The 21,036-nt window shown below is 53.2% G+C and carries 17 protein-coding genes and 8 tRNA genes; 3 read left to right on the forward strand and 22 right to left on the reverse strand.

What is annotated here, in order from left to right; translation table 11 throughout:
• Positions 1-189 precede the first annotated feature (189 nt).
• The gene (locus tag VH86_RS15960) at positions 190-672 is read left to right on the forward strand and encodes a zinc ribbon-containing protein (protein WP_045833507.1); all 483 of its coding nucleotides are present in this window, start codon (positions 190-192) and stop codon (positions 670-672) included.
• 85 nt (positions 673-757) lie between these two features.
• Here the strand turns inward: VH86_RS15960 and VH86_RS15965 are convergent, their stop codons facing one another.
• From VH86_RS15965 to miaB, 9 genes are all read right to left on the reverse strand, one after another.
• Positions 758-1,483, reverse strand: coding sequence for an amino acid ABC transporter ATP-binding protein (locus VH86_RS15965; RefSeq protein ID WP_038648298.1), 726 nt, complete (start codon positions 1,481-1,483; stop codon positions 758-760).
• The gene (gene gltK, locus VH86_RS15970) at positions 1,484-2,161 is read right to left on the reverse strand and encodes a glutamate/aspartate ABC transporter permease GltK (protein WP_038648295.1); all 678 of its coding nucleotides are present in this window, start codon (positions 2,159-2,161) and stop codon (positions 1,484-1,486) included.
• On the reverse strand, positions 2,161-2,901 hold the full coding sequence (locus tag VH86_RS15975) for an amino acid ABC transporter permease (RefSeq protein ID WP_034829069.1): 741 nt from the start codon (positions 2,899-2,901) through the stop codon (positions 2,161-2,163). Before VH86_RS15975 ends, gltK begins: the two co-directional genes overlap by 1 nt.
• A 161-nt stretch (positions 2,902-3,062) precedes the next feature.
• A complete protein-coding gene (locus VH86_RS15980; protein ID WP_038648291.1) occupies positions 3,063-3,956 on the reverse strand; it encodes a glutamate/aspartate ABC transporter substrate-binding protein in 894 nt (297 codons plus the stop codon).
• Between the two features lie 439 nt (positions 3,957-4,395).
• Positions 4,396-5,922: an apolipoprotein N-acyltransferase gene (gene lnt / locus VH86_RS15985; RefSeq protein WP_045833508.1), complete on the reverse strand. Its 1,527-nt coding sequence runs from the start codon at positions 5,920-5,922 to the stop codon at positions 4,396-4,398.
• 4 nt (positions 5,923-5,926) lie between these two features.
• Entirely contained in the window at positions 5,927-6,808 is an 882-nt protein-coding gene (gene corC, locus VH86_RS15990) for a CNNM family magnesium/cobalt transport protein CorC (protein ID WP_034829075.1), read from the reverse strand.
• 84 nt (positions 6,809-6,892) lie between these two features.
• Complete coding sequence (gene ybeY, locus VH86_RS15995; protein ID WP_034829084.1) at positions 6,893-7,366, reverse strand: rRNA maturation RNase YbeY; 474 nt, start codon at positions 7,364-7,366, stop codon at positions 6,893-6,895.
• Positions 7,363-8,436: a PhoH family protein gene (locus VH86_RS16000; RefSeq protein ID WP_038648284.1), complete on the reverse strand. Its 1,074-nt coding sequence runs from the start codon at positions 8,434-8,436 to the stop codon at positions 7,363-7,365. Before VH86_RS16000 ends, ybeY begins: the two co-directional genes overlap by 4 nt.
• Before the next feature lie 332 nt (positions 8,437-8,768).
• Positions 8,769-10,193: a tRNA (N6-isopentenyl adenosine(37)-C2)-methylthiotransferase MiaB gene (miaB, locus tag VH86_RS16005; protein WP_038648281.1), complete on the reverse strand. Its 1,425-nt coding sequence runs from the start codon at positions 10,191-10,193 to the stop codon at positions 8,769-8,771.
• Positions 10,194-10,362: 169 nt separating this feature from the next.
• Here miaB and ubiF point away from each other — a divergent pair, with 169 nt between their 5' ends.
• Entirely contained in the window at positions 10,363-11,535 is a 1,173-nt protein-coding gene (gene ubiF, locus VH86_RS16010) for a 3-demethoxyubiquinol 3-hydroxylase (protein WP_045833509.1), read from the forward strand.
• A gap of 85 nt (positions 11,536-11,620) precedes the next feature.
• Here ubiF and VH86_RS16015 read toward each other — a convergent pair.
• The 13 genes from VH86_RS16015 to nagB form a co-directional block, all read right to left on the reverse strand.
• A tRNA-Gln gene (locus VH86_RS16015) sits at positions 11,621-11,695 on the reverse strand.
• Between the two features lie 27 nt (positions 11,696-11,722).
• Positions 11,723-11,797: transfer RNA gene (locus tag VH86_RS16020), tRNA-Gln, on the reverse strand.
• Between the two features lie 29 nt (positions 11,798-11,826).
• Positions 11,827-11,901: transfer RNA gene (locus VH86_RS16025), tRNA-Gln, on the reverse strand.
• Between the two features lie 6 nt (positions 11,902-11,907).
• A tRNA-Met gene (locus VH86_RS16030) sits at positions 11,908-11,984 on the reverse strand.
• A 28-nt stretch (positions 11,985-12,012) separates the two neighbouring features.
• Positions 12,013-12,087, reverse strand: a tRNA-Gln gene (locus VH86_RS16035).
• Positions 12,088-12,121: 34 nt separating this feature from the next.
• A tRNA-Gln gene (locus VH86_RS16040) sits at positions 12,122-12,196 on the reverse strand.
• Positions 12,197-12,217: 21 nt separating this feature from the next.
• Positions 12,218-12,302, reverse strand: a tRNA-Leu gene (locus VH86_RS16045).
• Positions 12,303-12,309: 7 nt separating this feature from the next.
• A tRNA-Met gene (locus VH86_RS16050) sits at positions 12,310-12,386 on the reverse strand.
• Between the two features lie 215 nt (positions 12,387-12,601).
• Entirely contained in the window at positions 12,602-14,269 is a 1,668-nt protein-coding gene (gene asnB, locus VH86_RS16055; protein ID WP_045833510.1) for an asparagine synthase B, read from the reverse strand.
• Positions 14,270-14,599: 330 nt separating this feature from the next.
• On the reverse strand, positions 14,600-15,352 hold the full coding sequence (locus VH86_RS16060) for an HAD-IIA family hydrolase (RefSeq protein ID WP_034829095.1): 753 nt from the start codon (positions 15,350-15,352) through the stop codon (positions 14,600-14,602).
• Between the two features lie 39 nt (positions 15,353-15,391).
• The gene (locus tag VH86_RS16065) at positions 15,392-16,612 is read right to left on the reverse strand and encodes an N-acetylglucosamine repressor (protein ID WP_034829098.1); all 1,221 of its coding nucleotides are present in this window, start codon (positions 16,610-16,612) and stop codon (positions 15,392-15,394) included.
• Positions 16,613-16,619: 7 nt separating this feature from the next.
• Positions 16,620-17,768, reverse strand: a complete 1,149-nt coding sequence (nagA, locus tag VH86_RS16070; protein ID WP_045833511.1) for an N-acetylglucosamine-6-phosphate deacetylase — start codon at positions 17,766-17,768, stop codon at positions 16,620-16,622.
• Between the two features lie 60 nt (positions 17,769-17,828).
• Complete coding sequence (gene nagB, locus VH86_RS16075) at positions 17,829-18,629, reverse strand: glucosamine-6-phosphate deaminase (RefSeq protein WP_034829102.1); 801 nt, start codon at positions 18,627-18,629, stop codon at positions 17,829-17,831.
• 342 nt (positions 18,630-18,971) lie between these two features.
• Here nagB and nagE point away from each other — a divergent pair, with 342 nt between their 5' ends.
• Positions 18,972-20,996 carry an N-acetylglucosamine-specific PTS transporter subunit IIBC gene (gene nagE / locus VH86_RS16080; protein WP_045833563.1) on the forward strand — a complete coding sequence of 675 codons (2,025 nt, stop codon included), beginning with the start codon at positions 18,972-18,974 and terminating at the stop codon, positions 20,994-20,996.
• Positions 20,997-21,036: the final 40 nt, after the last annotated feature.

The following is a 21,036-nucleotide window of genomic DNA, read 5'->3' on the forward strand; positions in this document are numbered from 1 at the left end:
CATACATTTAGATCCGCATAGCATACCCATAAGGCTCTTCCTCAACAACATTTCACGCCCCGGCAGAGCGGATTTCTACTCAATGCGCCGCCGCTTTCACCCTTTTGCGATTTACTCCGCTTTCGTCACGGCAAATATGACAGAACAGCTAAACTTACTATCAGCTATTCCCGCGGAAAGGAGAACAAAATGAATAACGTGGCGCAGGAGTATCGTGCAACGATAGCGGCATTAACCCAGCGGCTGGAGCAGGGCGAGCGTGATGTTGATGCCCTGGTTGCTGAGGCACGGCAGGATTTATTAGCGAAAAAGACGCTGACCTCTTCTGAAGTGAATGAGGTGATGCGGGCAGTCAGGCGCGATCTAAACGAGTTCGCGCTCAGCTATCAGGAATCTTCAGATGTGCTCGGTGACTCCGTATTTTTGCGCGTGATTCGCGAGAGCGTGTGGAAAGAACTGGCGGATATCACGGACAAAAGCCAGTTAGAGTGGCGCGAGGTGTTTCAGGATCTACGACATCACGGTGTTTATCAAAGCGGTGAAGTGGTGGGATTGGGCAACCTGGTGTGTGAGAAGTGCGGTTTTACCCGGGCGATCTATACACCGGAGAGCTTAACGCGCTGCCCGGAGTGTGGGCACGATCATTTCCAGCGTCAGCCTTTTGAACCTTAATGAGCAGAAAACCTTAAGATGAATCGCGCCGCTGCGTGCGTGATGGGAAATCACAGCCATGCAGCGGCGCGATGGATGGCGCTAATTAATGCAGGATCTTCGCGAGGAAGTCTTTTGCGCGGTCGGACTGCGGGTTATTAAAGAAGTCATCTTTGTTAGTGTCTTCGACAATTTTCCCTTCATCCATAAAGATCACGCGATTGGCCACTTTGCGCGCAAAGCCCATCTCGTGCGTCACTACCATCATGGTCATGCCTTCGTTCGCCAACTCCACCATGACGTCCAGCACTTCGTTGATCATCTCTGGGTCGAGTGCAGATGTCGGTTCGTCAAACAGCATCGCGATGGGGTCCATACATAGCGCACGGGCAATCGCCACACGCTGTTGCTGGCCGCCCGAGAGCTGTCCAGGGAACTTCTCCGCATGCGCAGCCAGACCAACACGCGTCAGCAGCTTGAGACCCTTCTCACGCGCAGCGGCTTTATCACGCTTTAACACCTTGACCTGCGCCAGCACCAGGTTATCGACAATGCTGAGGTGCGGGAACAGTTCGAAGTGCTGGAACACCATACCGACCTTGCTGCGCAGTTGCGCCAGGTTGGTTTTCTTGTTGTTCACTTCGGTACCGTTAACCTGAATGCTGCCTTCCTGCACCGGTTCCAGACCATTCACCGTTTTAATCAAGGTTGACTTACCTGAGCCGGACGGTCCACAGACCACCACCACTTCACCTTTTTTCACTTCGGTGGAGCAGTTGGTCAGCACCTGAAAGTGACCATACCACTTAGAAACATTTTTCAGGCTAATCATTTAAACCGTCCTCTTTCTTTTCAGATAGCTAACCAACAGCGAAGCGCTCAGGCTGATCACAAAATAGACCAGACCGGCAAACAGAACCATTTCAACCTGGGTACCGTCACGTTCGCCAATCGTCGAGGCGGTACGGAAGAAGTCAGCCAGGCTTAACACATACACCAGCGACGTATCCTGGAACAACACAATGCCCTGCGTCAGCAGCAGTGGCACCATGGCGCGGAACGCCTGCGGCAGGATGATCAATTTCATTGATTGCCAGTGCGTCATACCCAACGCCAGCGCAGCATTCGACTGTCCGCGTGAGATGCTCTGGATACCCGCACGGATGATTTCCGAATAGTAGGCCGCTTCAAACAGGGCAAAAGCGATCATGGCGGAAATCAGGCGAATGTCAGTTTTGGGGGAAAGTCCCAATACCTGTTGCAGTAATGCAGGCACCACCAGATAGAACCACAGCAGCACCATCACCAGCGGCACGGAGCGGAACAGGTTGACGTACAGCTTAGCGAACCAGCGAATCGGCGCGAACGGCGACAGACGCATCACGGCCAGAATCGTGCCCCAGATAATGCCGAACACCACGGCGACGGCGGTAATCTTGAAGGTGATGATCAAGCCATTCCACAAATAGGGCAGGCTGGGAGGAATCGAACTCCAGTCAAAATCGTACATTATTTGCCTCCCAGATTGCCGGGCAGGCGAATTTTACGTTCTACCAAACTCATAATCAGCATGATCACCAGGTTAATACCCACGTAAGCCAGGGTAATGGCGGTGAAGGATTCATAGGCGTGCGCCGAGTAGTCGAGCAACTTACCGGCCTGCGCCGCCATATCCACCAGACCAATGGTCGAAGCGATGGCCGAGTTTTTCACCAGGTTCAGCATTTCCGAGGTCATCGGCGGCACAATCACGCGATAGGCATTAGGCAGCAGCACGTAGCGATAAGTTTGCGGCAGCGTCAGTCCCATCGCCAACCCTGCGTTTTTCTGACCGCGTGGCAGTGATTGAATCGCGGCACGGACCTGTTCGCAAACACGGGCAGCAGTGAACAAGCCGAGGCAAATGGTTGAGGAAACAAAGAACTGAATATTGGGGTCCAGTTCTGCTTTAAACCACATCCCCAGTTTTTCGCCAACCAGTTCTGGCGCCACCAGATACCAGAAGAAGAACTGGACGATCAGCGGGATATTACGAAACAGTTCCACGTAGCAGGTACCAATGGTCGACAGCAGTCGATTGGGCACGGTACGCAGAATGCCAAAGAAGGAACCTACCAGGAAGGCGATAATCCAGGCGCAGCAGGAAACCGCAACGGTAACCTGAAATCCGGACCACAGCCAGCCGAGGTAGGTCGTATTGCCGAACGGGGCCTGTTGTAAAAAGATGCCCCAGTTCCAATCGATACCCATAACGAGCTCCGGTAAAAAAAGGGTAGCGAGGCTACCCATAAGATTGTTGAGCGGTGTCTTGCGTCCTGCTTCAGGGGAACGACCTGTTGCAGTCTGTCTGTCCGCACCGCGTGTTCAGCAATCGAGAGGGCAGCCTAACTGCCCTTGTTTTCATTGTTAATTCAGAGTGCTTTGTCGTTTGGTGCTTTGAACAGTGCCTGCATGTCGGATGACAGCTCAAAGTTCATGTTCAGATTCTTCGGTGGAATCGGCTGTTTGAACCAGGTGTCGAACCACTTAGCGGCTTCACCCGAGGTCTGCGCTTTCGCGATGGTTTCATCCATCAGCTGTTTGAACTGCGGGTCTTCTTTACGCAGCATGCAGCCGTAAGCTTCTTTTGACTGTGGAGTGCCGGTAATTTCCCAGTTATCTGGTTTCTTCGCTTTGGCACGTTCACCCGCCAGCAGGGCATCATCCATCATAAAGGCCACGGCACGACCGGTTTCCAGCGTACGGAAAGAATCGCCATGGTCTTTGGCGCTGATGATGCGCATGTCCATTTTCTTCTCATCGTTCAGCTTGTGCAGCAGAACTTCAGAAGTGGTACCAGAGGTCACGACAACGGTTTTGCCTTTCAGGTCCGCGAAATCTTTGATGTCGCCACCTTTTTTCACCAGCAGACGCGTACCGATGATAAATACGGTATCGGAGAAGGCGGCTTGCTGCTGACGCTCCAGGTTGTTGGTGGTAGAACCACATTCAAAATCGTAAGTACCGTTCTGCAGCAGTGGGATACGGTTCTGAGAGGTGATCGGCAGCATTTTTACCTGAAGATCAGGCTTGTTCAGTTTGGCTTTGATCGCCGCTACGATGGCGTTTGAGTAGTCTTGTGAATAGCCAACCACTTTTTGCTGGTTGTCGTAGTAAGAAAAGGGAACTGATGACTCACGATGCCCAACGACGATCACGCCGCTATCATTAATTTTTTTCAGGGTGCCGGTGAGATCTTCCGCCTGGGCCGCTCCCGCTGCTGCTCCCAACAGCAGAAGAGATAATGCCACTTTGCGTGTCTGCATGTTCCTACTCCTTTGAATGGATGTCGCGCAGAACATAAACTGCGCAGATTGTGATGTTGTGTGTATTTCGTGCTGCTTTTTTAGTTATCCCTTAGCGCAACTGCGCGCAGGATAGTGATTAACATAGCGAATTGTTAACGCAATGAAACAAAAAAGTTTGTTTTTTGCGAGCCGCTCCGCACCATTAAGAGGCAATGAAAAGCCATTGCGCCGTTTCGGTGCGTGTCAGTGCCAAATAATAGTGCGTGAACATGGCATTACGCTGACAAAACGCTGATGTTGATAAAATCACTGAAATAATTAGCAATGATCGTGCCAGCACGGTGAAATGCGCGAAAAAGCCAGCAGAGAATCTGGTAAAGCGTAGCCGATGGGAGCGGAAAACAGCGCAAAAAAAAGGCGAAGTGAGCACTTCGCCTGTCAGAATGTGATCGTAGTGTCAGTGGCGGCGACGAATAATCGCCAGGACGATGCCGATCAACGTCAGAATCCATACCGGCCAGATGCCTGCTTTGGCATAAGGGGTTTCACCGGTGGTGGGTGTGACTCTGGCTTCCAGCACGTCACGCGTGAACTGCGGGATCTCTTTTTCAACCTCGCCGTTGGCATTCACCACCGCTGTGACACCGTTATTGGTGGATCGCAACAGCGGACGGCCCAATTCCAGTGCACGCATACGCGCCATCTGGAAGTGCTGCCATGGGCCGATGGAGTGACCGAACCAGGCATCGTTAGAGACCGTCAGCAGGAAATTGGTATTAGGGCGGAAGTTAGCGCGTACCTGCTCGCCCAACACAATCTCGTAGCAGATGGCGCTGGTGAGGTCATAACCCGCCACCTTCAACTGCGGCTGCACATAGGCGCCACGGCTGAACGACGACATTGGCAGATCGAAGAACGGCGCCAGCGGACGCAGCAAGTCTTCAAGCGGCACAAACTCCCCGAACGGCACCAGATGGTTTTTCTGATAACGGTTATGGCTTTGGTAGCTGTAAGGTTGCTCGCCGCCCAGCACAATCACGGAGTTGTAATCGTGGTAGCGGTTATCCCCTTCAACGCGTGAATCGACAATCCCGGTAATTAACGCGCTGCCGCGCTCGCGCAATTCTGCGTCCAGCGCTTTGAGGAACGGCTGCTGATTGCTTTCCAGGTCGGTAATCGCCGATTCTGGCCAGATAATGATGGGCGCTTTGCCCATAAAAGGCTGGCTGTAAGAGGTGTACACACGCAACGTATTCAGCAACTGCTGCGGATCCCACTTCATCGACTGTGGAATGTTGCCTTGCACCATCGCCACATCCACGCTGCGTTCCGGCAACGGCTGATACCATTGCAACATGCGCAGTGGCCATGGCAGCAGCAACAATACTGCGGCGGCCACCAGGCTCTTCACCGTGCGATGATAAAGCGCATGCACCAGCAAACCGGCGATCATCATTAACAGGAAAGTGATGGTTTCGACGCCTGCCAGCGGCGCAAGGCCTTTGAGCGGACCGTCGATCTGGCTATAGCCGAACTGCAGCCACGGGAATCCGGTCAGAATCCAGCCACGCAGAAATTCGCTGATTTGCCACAACGCCGGTGCAGCTAACACCAGACGCCACAAGGTCGCGCGGGGCCACAGGCGATTAAGTACCGCCGCAAACAGCATCGGATAGAGGGCGAGATAAGCGGCCAGCAATATCACCAGGAAGACGTTAACCGGGCCGGGCATACCGCCGAAGGTGGCGATGCTGACGTAAACCCAATTAATGCCACTGCCGAACAGACCAAAGCCCCAGACGAAGCCAATCGCGGCGGCTTGTGGGCTGCGGCGATCCAGTAGCAGCAACTGCAGACCCGCCAGGGAAACTAATGCGGCAGGCCAAAAATCGTAGGGAGAAAAGGAAAGGGTGCCAACGGCACCCGTAATCAAAGCCAGCAGCAGGCGAACCCGCTGCTGCGAGTAAAGAGAGGCTAAAGCCATAAAATTATTCGTCTTCCAGTTGCGGTTGTGGAGAGTCTTCCGGAATTTTCACATGCACCTGGATGATACGGCGGCTGTCGGCCATCGCGACTTTGAATTGGTAACCATCAATGTCGATGCTCTCACCGCGCGCGGGAAGGTGGCCGAATCCCTGCATCACCAGACCGCCAATGGTATCCACTTCATCATCACTGAAGCTGGTACCAAATACCTCGTTAAAATCCTCGATAGGCGCAAGCGCACGTACGGTATAGGTATGGCGGTTTAACTGACGGATATCACGATCTTCTTCATCGTCATATTCATCTTCAATTTCACCGACAATCAATTCGAGGATATCTTCAATCGTGACCAGCCCGGAAACGCCACCGAATTCGTCAATGACGATCGCCATATGATAGCGCTGGGAACGGAACTCTTTCAGCATGCGGTCGACACGCTTACTTTCAGGCACGACAACGGCGGTGCGCAGCACTTTCTCAATGCTGAAAGGTTCAGACGCGCTGCTCATAAACGGCAGCAGGTCTTTGGCCATCAAAATGCCTTCGACGTGGTCTTTATCTTCGCTGATCACCGGGAAGCGTGAGTGAGCGGAATCAATAATGACCGCGAGACACTCTTCAAGGCTTTGATTGCGTTTAAGGGTGATCATCTGGGAGCGCGGGATCATGATGTCACGCACACGCTGTTCGGCAATATCCAGAACCCCTTCGAGCATGTCGCGGGTGTCCTGATCGATCAGCTCTTTTTGCTCAGAATCGCGGATCAGTCCCAGTAGCTCATCACGGTTTTTAGGTTCACCGTGAAAAAGTTGGTTAATTAACAGGGAGAAAAATCCCTTTTTACTACTGGGTGCGTCGCTGTTTTGAGAATGGTCGTCGCTCATGGCGTTTTTATTTCGTTCTCTCTGGTGAGGGAAAGGAACTGCTGGCATCCGCGCCAGCAGCGCAATAACCTGAACCTAAGGGGATCAGGCGTCTTCTTTCTCCGAAATGTACGGGTCAGGATAACCAAGAGCAAGCATTATCTCGGTCTCCAGCGCCTCCATTTCTTCGGCTTCTTCGTCTTCAATATGGTCATAGCCCAGCAGATGTAGCGTACCGTGGACCACCATATGAGCCCAGTGGGCTTCAACGGTTTTGCCTTGTTCTTCCGCTTCTTGCTCAACAACCTGACGGCAAATAATCAGGTCGCCCAGCAGTGGCAACTCAATCCCGGGTGGCGCTTCAAACGGGAAAGAGAGCACGTTGGTCGGCTTATCCTTACCGCGATAAGTCAGATTAAGCTCATGACTCTCCGCTTCATCCACCAGACGGATGGTAACTTCGCTTTCCGGCTGGAAAGGCGTAACGGCGGCTTCGAGCCAGCGCTGGAAAGCAGGTTCGGCTGGCAGGCCATTTTCATCGGCACAGGCCAACTGTAAATCTAAAATCACCGCGCTCATGAAGGCTCCTGCGGGCTGGATGGGGCGGCAAGTTGAGACGCCAGCGCTTCACGCTTGCGCTCTTCTGCCAGTTTGTCACGGCGTTTCTGATCGGCTTCTTCCCACGCTTCATAAGCATTCACGATGCGTGCGACAACCGGATGACGCACCACGTCTTCGCTGTGGAAAAAGTTAAAACTGATTTCATCGACTTCCGCCAAAACCTCAATGGCATGACGCAGGCCGGATTTGGTGCTGCGCGGCAGGTCAATCTGTGTGACGTCACCGGTGATCACCGCTTTGGAGTTGAAACCGATACGTGTCAGGAACATCTTCATCTGCTCGATGGTGGTGTTCTGACTCTCATCGAGAATCACAAAGGCGTCATTGAGTGTACGGCCGCGCATATAAGCCAGCGGTGCCACTTCAATCACATTGCGCTCCATCAGCTTTTCCACGCGCTCAAAGCCGAGCATTTCAAACAAGGCATCGTAGAGCGGACGCAGATAAGGATCGACTTTCTGGCTCAGGTCTCCCGGCAGGAAGCCCAGTTTCTCACCGGCCTCTACCGCAGGACGCGTCAACAGAATACGGCGAATTTCCTGACGTTCGAGGGCATCAACAGCAGCGGCCACCGCCAGATAGGTTTTACCGGTACCGGCTGGACCCACACCGAAGGTGATGTCATGGTCGAGGATATTCGCCACGTACTGTGCCTGGTTTGGCGTACGAGGTTTAATCACACCACGCTTGGTTTTGATGTGTATCGCCTTACCAAACTCCGGCACGCTTTCGGCGGTTTGCTCCAGTACACGGCTCTCTTTGATCGCCAGATGCACCTGGTCCGGTTCAATATCCGGGATTTGGCCACGCACAGGTGCGGTGCTCACGTACAGGTCACGCAGAATGTTGATGGCCGCGTCGACGCTGAGCGATCGGCCCACCAGTTTGAAATGGTTGTCCCGACGGTTGATCTCGACACCGAGGCGTTTTTCCAGCTGCTTCACATTGTCATCAAACGGACCGCACAGGCTCATCAGTCGGCGGTTATCAGCCGGTTCAAGGGCGATTTCACGAGTTTCGATATTCAAATGAATCCTTTGGGTCACTCAGGGCCAGTTGAAGAAGGTGTATCCAATGCTTCATTACAGACATAAGCATCTATACCCGTCATATTTCAAGGTGCAGGTGCGTTGGCTGCACTCATTCACCCCAGTCACTTACCGGAGTAAGCTCCAGGGGATTCATTCCCTTGCCGCCTTCCTGAACCTTGAATGATTTAGGGTATATACGGAATTATTTATGGGGCAAGGCCCGGCTGCAAGTTGCAAAAGCGATATTTGGGCGTTGCAGGTGGAATGCAAGGGGCACGGGATGAAACGGGCGGCAGCATCTTGTGCACTGCCGCGCAAAGCGTGGGATATCAAGGTTGGTAGAGACCGACACCGATGTCATTTTCACGGCGCGTACGGGCTATGACGGCATCGGGGCTTTGGCTGACACGCAATGCCATTTCATCTTCGGTGCGGATCAGTTTGCCGCGCAGCGAGTTGGCATGAACATCGACAATTTCTACGTCGACAAACTTACCGATCATTTCAACAGGCGCTTCGAAGTTCACCACGCGGTTGTTGTCGGTGCGCCCGGTGAGTTCCATGACATTTTTACGTGAGATACCTTCAATCAGCACACGCTGCGTAGTGCCGAGCATGCGACGACTCCACGCCATCGCCTGCTGATTGAGGCGATCCTGCAGAATATACAGGCGCTGCTTTTTCTCTTCTTCCGAAACATCGTCAGGCAAATCAGCGGCAGGCGTACCCGGACGGGCCGAGTAGATAAAGCTGAAGCTGACATCGAAATTCACGTCGCCCACCAGTTTCATGGTCTGCTCAAAATCCTGCTGCGTTTCGCCAGGGAAACCAATAATGAAATCTGAACTCATCTGAATATCAGGACGTGCTTTCTGCAGCTTGCGGACGATGGCTTTATATTCCAGCGCGGTGTGCGCACGCTTCATCAGCGTCAGGATACGGTCGGCACCGCTCTGAACGGGTAAGTGCAGGAAGCTCGCCAGCTCTGGCGTGTCACGGTAGACATCAATAATGTCATCAGTGAATTCAATCGGATGGCTGGTGGTAAAGCGGATGCGGTCGATGCCATCAATGGCCGCCACCAGACGCAAGAGTTCTGCGAAGCTGCAGAGCTGGTCATCAAAGGTCGTGCCGCGATAGGCGTTGACGTTTTGGCCCAGTAAATTCACTTCTCGCACGCCCTGCGCAGCCAGTTGCGCGATTTCCAACAGAATATCGTCACAGGGACGGCTCACTTCCTCGCCTCGGGTGTAAGGCACCACGCAGAAAGTACAGTATTTGTTACAGCCTTCCATAATGGAGACAAAGGCCGTCGGGCCTTCTGCACGCGGTTCCGGCAGACGGTCAAATTTCTCGATTTCCGGGAAGCTGATGTCAATCACCGGGCTTTTCGTCCCGCGCACCTGATTCAGCATCTCTGGCAAGCGATGCAGCGTCTGTGGACCAAACACAATATCCACGCAATTGGCGCGTTCACGCAGGCGTTCACCTTCCTGCGAAGCGACACAGCCGCCGACGCCAATAATCACGTCAGGATTTATCGCTTTCAATTTCTTCCAGCGTCCTAACAGGGCGAAAACCTTCTCCTGCGCCTTCTCACGGATCGAGCAGGTGTTGAGCAGCAGCACATCCGCCTCTTCAGCATCCTCGGTCAGGGTGTAACCGTGCGTGCTGTTCAGCAGATCGGCCATCTTTGATGAATCGTACTCATTCATCTGACAGCCCCAGGTTTTAATATGCAGTTTTTTGGTCATCGAACTAGCCATTGATTCAGAGCAGGGAAGTGCAGGGCGCGTATTGTAATGCTTTGCTGCTGTTGTGACCAGCACAGCAGGGCCTGAGATTGTGCAGCAAATTTCCGGTACACTTTATCTATCAACGTGATGACGTGAGCTATCACGGCAAGCAGAAGGATTAGAGTCAATGCAGGATTCACATTTTGATGTGGTGGTGGTGGGCGGCGGTATGGTCGGTGCCGCGCTGGCTTGTGGACTGGCACAGCAGCAATTTCGTGTGGCGGTGATTGAACGTGCCGAACCCGCAGCGTTTGATGCCGCAAGCCCGCCCGATGTCCGCATTTCCGCGATTGGAGCCTCGTCGGTAGCACTGTTGCGTCAATTGAATGTGTGGGAACGCGTGCAGGCGATGCGCTGTGCGCCTTATCGCAAGCTCGAAACCTGGGAGTGGCAAAGTGCACATGTGACCTTTGATGCCGCCTCGCTGGGCTTGCCTGAGCTGGGATATATGGTGGAAAACAGCGTGCTGCAACGTGCGCTGTGGGAAAAGATGCAGGAAGAGGGGATCACGCTGATCTGCCCCGCCAGCCTGCAACAACTTCAATCGCATCGCGGCGGCTGGCAGGTTCAGCTGGATAATGGCACCACGCTGGATACGCGGCTGGTGGTTGGCGCGGATGGCGCCAACTCGCGCGTGCGCCAGCTGGCGGGAATTGGGGTGCGTGGCTGGCAATACGCGCAGTCCTGCATGCTGATTAGCGTCGAATGTGAGCATGATGCGGGGGATTCGACCTGGCAGCAATTTACGCCCGAGGGGCCACGTGCTTTTCTGCCGCTGTTTGATCGCCATGCTTCTCTGGTGTGGTATGACGCACCGGCGCGTATTCGCCAGCTACAGGCGTTGCCATTGTCACAGCTTGAAAAAGAGATTCACGCCCATTTTCCGGCACGCGTTGGGCGGGTTCAGGTCAAGAAAGCTGCCTCATTCCCTTTGGTTCGTCGCCACGCTACCCGCTATGTCTTGCCAGGATTAGCGCTGGTGGGTGATGCGGCACACACCATCAATCCCCTCGCGGGACAGGGCGTCAACCTCGGCTATCGTGACGTTGATGCATTAATCAATACGTTGGTGGAAGCGCGCAGCCAGGCACAGTTGTGGTCATCGGACGCGGTGTTACAGCGTTATCATCGTCAACGTTATAAAGATAATTTGCTGATGCAGGGCGGGATGGATCTGTTCTATTTTGCCTTTAGCAACACGCTGGCCCCATTGCGTTTTGTGCGTAATCTGGGATTGATTGCAGCGGAGAATGCCGGAGCGCTGAAACGTAAGGCGCTGAAGTACGCGTTGGGCCTATAGGTGTCAGAGCGTCGCAAGGCGCTCTTTGTGTTAACCGGAAGCAGAAAACAATAAAGCCCGCAAAAGCGGGCTTTATTGTGCAATTTGGCTGGGGTGCAGGGATTCGAACCCCGGAATGCTGGTATCAGAAACCAGAGCCTTACCGCTTGGCGACACCCCAATAATGCGTTTTCAAATTGTCTTTAATTGGCTGGGGTGCAGGGATTCGAACCCCGGAATGCTGGTATCAGAAACCAGAGCCTTACCGCTTGGCGACACCCCAATTAATGGCGTTACAAATTTTCTTGAATATGGCTGGGGTGCAGGGATTCGAACCCCGGAATGCTGGTATCAGAAACCAGAGCCTTACCGCTTGGCGACACCCCAAAAATTTGGTGGCTACGACGGGATTTGAACCTGTGACCCCATCATTATGAGTGATGTGCTCTAACCAGCTGAGCTACGTAGCCTGAGTTTACTGCTTACTGCTTCCGATAATGGCTGGGATACCTGGATTCGAACCAGGGAATGCCGGTATCAAAAACCGGTGCCTTACCGCTTGGCGATATCCCATCTGTCGACTCGCATCCACGAGTAAATATCGGATTGGCTGGGGTACCAGGATTCGAACCTGGGAATGCTGGTATCAAAAACCAGTGCCTTACCGCTTGGCGATACCCCATCCGGCTGCCGAAGACTGAAATGGTGCGGGAGGCGAGACTTGAACTCGCACACCTTGCGGCGCCAGAACCTAAATCTGGTGCGTCTACCAATTTCGCCACTCCCGCGAAAAGATGGTGGCTACGACGGGATTTGAACCTGTGACCCCATCATTATGAGTGATGTGCTCTAACCAGCTGAGCTACGTAGCCATCTTTTTTCGCTAACCTTCATCGGCGTTGCGGGGCGCATTATGCGTATTGAGCTTTGTAGCGTCAACAAGTTTTTTGCCGTTTTTTGCCTTAAAACGCCTGTTTGACTGGCTTGTAACCAGGGTGGCGATTTATTCAGCAGTTTTCTATCGTAACATCGACGATGAAAACAAAAAGGGTCCTTTACAGACCCCTTATCCTACTCATTCACAAGCTTATTTGTAGGCCGACTGATGCACGCCTACAGCACGACCAGATGGGTCATCCATGTTTTTGAAGGCTTCATCCCACTCAATCGCTTTGGCAGATGAACAGGCAACAGATGGACCGCCCGGTACACACTCTGCCGCGCTGGCGATCGGGAACAGCTCTTCAAAGATTTCGCGGTACAAATACGCTTCTTTCGAGTTTGGCGTGTTGTACGGGAAACGGAAGTGCGCGGTAGACAGTTGCTGATCGGTAATCTGCTTCGCCGCCACCTCTTTCAGGCTATCGATCCAGCTGTAGCCTACACCATCAGAGAACTGCTCTTTCTGACGCCATGCGACGCTCTCCGGCAGGTAAGAAGAGAAGCACTCACGCAGAATGTGTTTCTCCATCTTGCCGTTGCTGCCACACATTTTGTCTTCCGGGTTGATACGCATCGCCACGTCGAGGAATTTCTTGTCGAGGAACGGCACGCGCGCTTCAACGCCCCATGCAGACATCGCTTTGTTGGCACGCGCACAGTCAAACATGTGCAGCGCCAGCAATTTACGCACGTTCTCTTCGTGGAATTCCTGAGCGTTCGGTGCTTTGTGGAAATACAGGTAGCCGCCAAACACTTCGTCCGCGCCTTCACCAGACAGCACCATTTTGATGCCCATTGCCTTGATTTTACGCGACATCAAATACATCGGCGTTGAGGCGCGAATGGTGGTGACGTCATAGGTTTCGATGTGGTAAATCACATCGCGAATCGCATCCAGACCTTCCTGCACGGTAAAGTGAATCTCGTGGTGCACGGTGCCCAGATGTTCCGCCACAGATTTGGCCGCTTTCAGATCAGGTGAGCCTTCCAGACCGACAGCAAAAGAGTGCAGCTGTGGCCACCAGGCATCACTTTTGTCTTCATCTTCCACACGTTTTGCCGCAAAGCGCTTGGTCACGGCAGAAATGATGGAGGAGTCGAGGCCGCCAGACAGCAGCACGCCATAAGGCACGTCAGACATGAGGTGGCTTTTCACTGACTCTTCCAGCGCATGCTTCAGACCCGCAGCGTCAGTGGTGTTCTCGGCAACGGCAGAGAAATCCATCCAGTCGCGCTGCCAGTAACGACGGATTTCGCCATCGCTGCTGCACAGGAAGCTTCCCGGCGGGAATTCTTTAATGGTGCGGCAAACCGGCACCAGCGCTTTCATTTCTGAGGCGACAAACAGGTTACCGTGCTCATCGTTGCCCATGTACAGTGGGATAATCCCGATGTGGTCACGGCCAATCAGATACTGCTGCTTCACGCTGTCCCACAGAGTAAAGGCGAACATACCTTGCAGATCATCCAGGAAATCGAGACCTTTTTCCTGGTACAGCGCGAGGATCACTTCGCAGTCAGAACCGGTCTGGAACGCATAACGATCGCTCAGTTCAGCACGCAAAGCCTGATGGTTGTAGATCTCGCCGTTCACGGCCAGTACGTGGGTGTGGTCAGCGTTGTACAGCGGCTGTGCACCGTTGTTAACGTCAACAATCGACAGGCGCTCATGCACCAGAATGGCGTTGTCATCGGCATAGACACCAGACCAATCCGGGCCACGGTGACGCATCAGACGGGAACACTCCAGCGCTTTCTTGCGCAATTCAACAGGATCGGTTTTCAGATCCAGCACACCAAAAATCGAACACATAACTGACTCCTGATCTCACCTTGCGGCGATGTTATTTCTACGTTTGTCCGGCAGCCTTGACTGCGTGATGTATAAGAAAATGCGCTATCTGGTGGTGTTAACGCAAGTGAAATTGCGATCTTTTGATAAAAAGATTGTTGTGATGGCTTTAAAATTGAATTTTATCTAATTTAATGTCTATTAAATTAGATGGTGTCTAATGAATTGGCGTTTTGGATGATTTCCTGCGCAATTAACCTTGCACTGAATCATGATAAAGGGATGCAAAAACAAACGCCCTGCTCACAGGGCGTGCGGGCAGGGCGATAAGTAAACGCGATAAGAGCAGGTTTAGAACAGGTCGATATCGGCCACTGAAGGGTAAATCCAGTCAGGGCGGAAAGGCATCGCATCAATGTCGCTCAGCGTCGAAACCCCGGAGAGCACCAGAATGGTTTCCAGTCCCGCCTGGAATCCGGCCAGAATATCGGTGCGCAGGTTATCGCCGACAATCACCGTCTCTTCCGAGTGGGCATGCATCTTATTAAGCGCAGCGCGCATGATATACGGGCTCGGTTTGCCGACATAAAACGGTTTGCGACCAGAGATGGTTTCGATACCGGCGCAGAGTGCACCGCAGGCTGGCACAAAACCGCGTGCATGGGTATCCGGGTTGGTGGCGATAAAGCGTGCGCCATTGGCCACAAAGAAAGCCGCTTTGTGCATCATTTCCCAGTTAAAGGAGCGCGTCTCGCCGACGATCACAAAATCGGGATTCACATCGGTGATGGTAAATCCGGCTTTATACAGTTCGTGAATCAGCGCGCCTTCGCCAATCACGTAGGCTTTTTTGCCTTCCTGACGGCGCAGGAAATCGGCGGTCGCCATCGCCGAGGTATAGAACACCGAATCCGGTACCTCGACACCTGCATTGGCAAAACGGTTTGCCAGATCCTGAGCGGTTTGCGACGGATAGTTGGTCAGCACCACCAGCGGCATCTCTTTTTCAAGGATGCGCTGCAGAAACTCATTCGCGCCTTTCACGGCGGTATTGTCGTGCATCAACACGCCGTCGATGTCACAGATTACGCTTTTGATGGTCATATTAGTTTCCGGTCGGGCCCGCCAGACGGCAGGCTTCAATTATTCTTCCAGCAGGTGCTGCAGCAAAATACCATTCAGCATCGCACGTTTCGCCAGGGCAAAGGCGCCAATAGCGGAACGGTGATCCAGTTCGGAACGAACCACCGGCAGGTTTTTGCGGAAGGCATTCAGCGCCTGGGTATTAATGCAGCCTTCAATCGCCGGGAACAGCACTTTGTCTGCGTCGGTGATTTCCCCCGCCAATACCACCTTTTGTGGGTTGAACAGGTTAATGGCAATCGCAATCGCTTTCCCGAGGTAACGCCCTACATACTCAATCACTTCGCAGGCCAGCGCATCGCCCTGGTTAGCGGCACGGCAAATTTGCGGCATCAGGCAGTTATCCAGCGTCAGCGTGCTGGGATAGCCCTGGTTGAGCAGATGGCGCACGCGATTTTCAATCGCGCCATTGGCGGCAATAGTTTCCAGGCAGCCAAAGTTGCCGCAGTGGCAGCGCTCGCCCAATGGGTCAACCTGGATATGGCCAATTTCCCCCACGTTGCCGTTGCTGCCGAGGAAAATATGGCCGTTAGCGATGATGCCCGCGCCGGTACCGCGGTGTAAACGCACCAGAATGGAGTCTGCACAGTCGCGACTTGCACCGAAATAGTGCTCCGCCAGCGCCAGGCTACGGATATCGTGACCGACAAAGCTGGTGACGTTAAAACGTTTCTGTAAGCTGGATACCAGCGGCCAGTGGCTGACAGCAATGTGCGGCATATAGCGAATAATGCCGTTAATCGGGTCTACCAGGCCCGGCAGAATCACCGCGATCGCGATTAATTCATGAATCTTGCGTTGATGCGCCGCCATAAATGCCGTGATGGCATTGAACAGCGCATTCTCCAGCGTTTCCTGGGTGCGCTCAGGCAGGGGATAATCTTCCTGCGCCAGCGATTTGCCACTCAGATCGAATAATGTCAGCGTGGCATCATTGCGTCCTAAGCGAACGCCGATGGTATGAAAATGGCGAGTTTCGGTAATGATGGAAATGGCGCGGCGACCGCCGGTAGAGGCTTGTTGCTCTACCTCTTTGATCAGGCCGCGCTCAATAAGCTGGCGGGTAATTTTCGTGACGCTGGCGGGCGCAAGCTGGCTGAGATCGGCGATCTGTATGCGCGATATCGGCCCTTGTTGATCAATTAGCCGATAAACGGCTGCGCTATTGAGTTGTTTGACAAGATCGACATTTCCTATTTGAGTCTGGCCGCCAGTGGTCATTCAGTACTTACTCGCTGAGGACGTCGTCTCCATTGACTAACGTCTTAATGATTTGATAATCGCGGGTAAAGACAGTGAGATTAGCGACTTTTCCTGCTGTCACTGAACCCAGCTGTTTTTCCACACCCATTGCCTGGGCCGGGTAGAGCGTTGCCATACGCAATGCTTCATCCAGCGCGATACCACAATGTTCTACGCTGTTTTGCACCGCTTCAATCATGGTGAGCGCAGAACCGCTTAAGGTACCGTTTTCGTCAACGCAAAGGCCGTCGCGATAGTATATTGTTTTGCCTGCAAAAATGAATTTATCAATCGACGCGCCGGCAGGTGCGGTTGCATCCGTTACCAGCACGAGCTTGTCACCTTTGATACGCTTTGCATTGCGCACGTTAGCGTAGTGGACATGTAAACCATCCGCAATAATGCCGCAGTATACATCAGGTGAATCAAACAGCGCACCGATCAGTCCAGGCTCACGACCGGCGAAGGTCGGCATGGCATTATAAAGGTGAGTGGCAAAAGAGACACCCGCACTAAAGCCCGCTTTGGCTTCTTCATAAGTGGCGTTTGAATGGCCCGCAGAAACAATAATGCCGGCATTGCGCAGCTTGCCAATCACCTCGGCACCGGCGTTTTCTGGTGCCAGCGTCACTTTGGTAATTACATCCGCGTTAGCGCAGAGGAAATCGACCATCTCCGCATCGGGCAGACGAATCAAATCTGGATTGTGGGTGCCTTTTTTGGCTTTGTTCAACCATGGGCCTTCCAGATGCAGGCCTAACGCCTGATTCGGATGTTTTGCCAGATAGGCACGCATGGTTTCGATGGCACGCTTCATCAGCGCATTAGTGCTGGTGATCAGCGTTGGCAGATAACTGGTGCAGCCTGATTTTTCGTTGGCACGCTGCATGATTTCCAGCGTTTCCACGCTCAGCGCATCGATATCATCGTTAAACTGCACGCCGCCGCAGCCGTTTAACTGCAAATCAATAAATCCGGGAGCGATAAACGCACCAGCCACATCCTGCTGTGCCATCGTTGCATCAAGCGCATCTCGTGGGCACACGCGCTCAATCAGGCCATCTGCAATCACCACTGCATGATTGTCCAGAATTTCATGACCGGTAAAAATCCGGCCGTTCACTAATGCGTACATCGTTTTTCTCTCCCGGCTAAGCCTGCCACCTTAAGGCAGCAGGTTTTTCACAACGTGTTCTCACACACCTTTCATATTTTCCGCTTCCATTTCGCGGAAATATTTCACGGTTTTCACTTTCAGTTCCATGGTGGCCGGTTCGTCACACACCACCACAGATTTCGCATGCAGCTGCAGACAGCTGATGGTCCACATATGATTAACGTTACCTTCTACAGCGGCCTGCAACGCCTGCGCTTTCAGATGGCCCGTCACCAGAATCATCACTTCTTCAGCATCCAGCAGCGTACCCACACCCACGGTCAGAGCGTATTTTGGCACCTGATCGACATCGCCGTTAAAGAAACGCGAGTTGGCGATGCGGGTATCGTGCGTCAGGGTTTTAATGCGGGTGCGGGAAGAGAGTGAAGAAGCCGGCTCATTAAAGGCAATGTGTCCGTCGTTGCCCACGCCGCCCATGAACAGATTAATTTTACCGTAAGAGCGAATCTTCTCTTCGTACTGGCGACATTCTGCGTCAATATCTGGCGCATTGCCATTCAGAAGATTGATATTTTCTGGTTGGATATCAACGTGATCGAAAAAGTTGCGGTACATGAAGCTGTGGTAGCTTTCCGGATGCTCTTTTGGCAGGCCCACGTATTCGTCCATATTGAACGTCACCACGTGCTTGAAACTAACCTGGCCCGCTTTGTGCATATCAATCAGGTGCTTGTAAGCTTCCAGTGGCGTACCACCGGTTGGCAAGCCCAGCACGAAGGGACGTTCTGCGCTAGGCTTAAACGCATTAATGCGGTTAACAATGTGGCGTGCAGCCCATTTACCCACCTGGGTCGGTGTGGCCAAAGGGATCAGTCTCATGTCTTCACCTCAATTAAGATTAGGAAAATGTTGTCGCCGATGCTGGTTTAGGTTGCTGCCATTAAGCGTAATCTGTTTAAGCGCAACCAGCAGGGAAAAGTGCGACTTGATATTTTTCATCATAAAATAAGTTTGTGGTGGTGGCTAGCATTTCGCAGTAATAAACGTCCATTATGGTGATTAAAGTCACAGTTGCTGTGGTTTTAATTTGCGAGGCGAATTAATTTATCTTTACACTGCGCCTCGTGGTGAAAGATGTCATCAAGGTACCGGGCGTAGGGATAATAAAATCAACCCACGCTACGGCAAACGCCAGTCTCATAGGGGGAGAAAAAGGTGAGTATTTTAGGATATCTGCAAAAGGTCGGCCGCGCGCTTATGGTGCCGGTAGCGACACTGCCGGCAGCGGCAATCTTGATGGGGGTAGGATATTGGATTGATCCAAACAGCTGGGGTGCAGGCAATGCGCTGGCCGCTCTGCTGATCAAGTCCGGTTCTGCCATTATCGAAAATATGTCAGTGCTGTTTGCCATCGGTGTGGCTTACGGTATGTCCAAAGATAAAGATGGTGCGGCCGCGTTAACCGGCTTCGTGGGCTTCCTGGTGGTGACGACACTCTGCTCACCTGCTGCGGTGGCGATGATTCAGAAGATCCCGGTCGATCAGGTGCCTGCTGCCTTCGGCAAGATCAACAACCAGTTCGTGGGTATTCTGGTCGGTATTCTCTCTGCTGAAGTGTATAACCGCTTCAGCCATGTTGAGCTGCCCAAAGCGCTGTCGTTCTTCAGCGGGCGCCGTTTGGTGCCGATCCTTGTCTCATTCCTGATGATCGTTGTGGCGTTTATCCTGATGTACATCTGGCCAATCATCTTCGGCGGCCTGGTGAACTTCGGTGAGCACATTCAGAAAATGGGCTCGGTGGGCGCAGGCGTGTACGCCTTCTTTAACCGTTTGCTGATTCCGGTCGGTCTGCATCACGCACTGAACTCCGTATTCTGGTTTGACGTAGCAGGCATTAACGATATTCCTAAGTTCCTTGGCGGTGCACAATCTATCGCGAATGGTACGGGTATCCCGGGCATCACCGGTCGCTATCAGGCGGGCTTCTTCCCGATCATGATGTTTGGCTTACCGGGTGCAGCATTGGCTATCTTCCACTGCGCACGTCCAGAAAACCGCGCGAAAGTCGGCGGTATCATGCTGGCTGCGGCCTTCGCGGCCTTCTTCACGGGTATCACTGAACCGCTGGAATTCTCCTTCATGTTCGTGGCGCCGGTGTTGTATGTGATCCATGCCGTATTGACCGGTATCTCGGTATTTATTGCTGCGAGCATGCACTGGATTGCAGGCTTCGGCTTCAGTGCCGGTTTGGTGGATATGGTGCTGTCAACGCGTAACCCGCTGGCGGTGAATTGGTGGATGCTGATCCCACAAGGTCTGGTGTTCTTCGCCATCTACTATGTGGTGTTCCGTTTCACTATTCAGAAATTCAACCTGATGACCCCGGGCCGCGAATTGTCTGCGGGTGATGAAACTGATGGTTATGACGTTAACGTCGACCATAGCGGTAAGGGTGAAAGCCAGACTGAATCACTGGCACGCCGTTACATTGCTGCCATCGGCGGTTCAGACAACCTGACCAACATCGATGCCTGCATTACTCGTCTGCGTCTGAACGTCAAAGACTCAGCCCAGGTGAATGAAGGCGTGGCGAAACGTTTGGGTGCATCCGGTGTGATTCGTTTGAACAAACAGAGCGTGCAGGTGATTGTCGGCACTCAGGCTGAAAGCATCGCCTCCGCAATGAAAACGGTATTGAGCAAAGGCCCGGTTGCTGCGGCTTCCGCTCCTGCCGCCGCTGCGCCGGTCGCGACTAAACCCCAGGCCGTGCTGAACACTGAAAAAGCGGTGATTGCTACGCTGGTGGCACCGGTGACCGGTGAGATTGTCGCGCTGGACGCGGTGCCGGATGAGGCGTTCGCCAGCAAAGCGGTGGGCGATGGTCTGGCAATCAAGCCAACGGACAAAACCGTGGTGGCACCGATTGCCGGTACCGTGGTGAAAATCTTCAACACCAACCATGCGTTCTGTCTGGAAGCCGCTAACGGCGTTGAGATCGTGGTACACATGGGCCTGGACACCGTGGCGCTGGAAGGAAAAGGCTTCACACGTCTGGTGGAAGAGGGGGCAACCGTCACTGCCGGTCAGCCGATTCTGGAGATGGATCTGGACTTCCTCAACGCCAACGCGCGCTCAATGATCAGCCCGGTGGTGGTCAGCAACAGCGATGATTTCGCCGGACTGAATCTGCTGGCAAGCGGTTCAGTGGTTGCAGGTGTGACACCGTTGTATGAAGTGAAAAACTAAGTCCTTGTGATTTAGCCAGAAGGCAGGAAGCAATTCCTGC

Origin of the sequence: Pantoea sp. BL1, assembly GCF_000963985.1 — a bacterium.
Classification (GTDB): domain Bacteria; phylum Pseudomonadota; class Gammaproteobacteria; order Enterobacterales; family Enterobacteriaceae; genus Pantoea; species Pantoea rwandensis_B.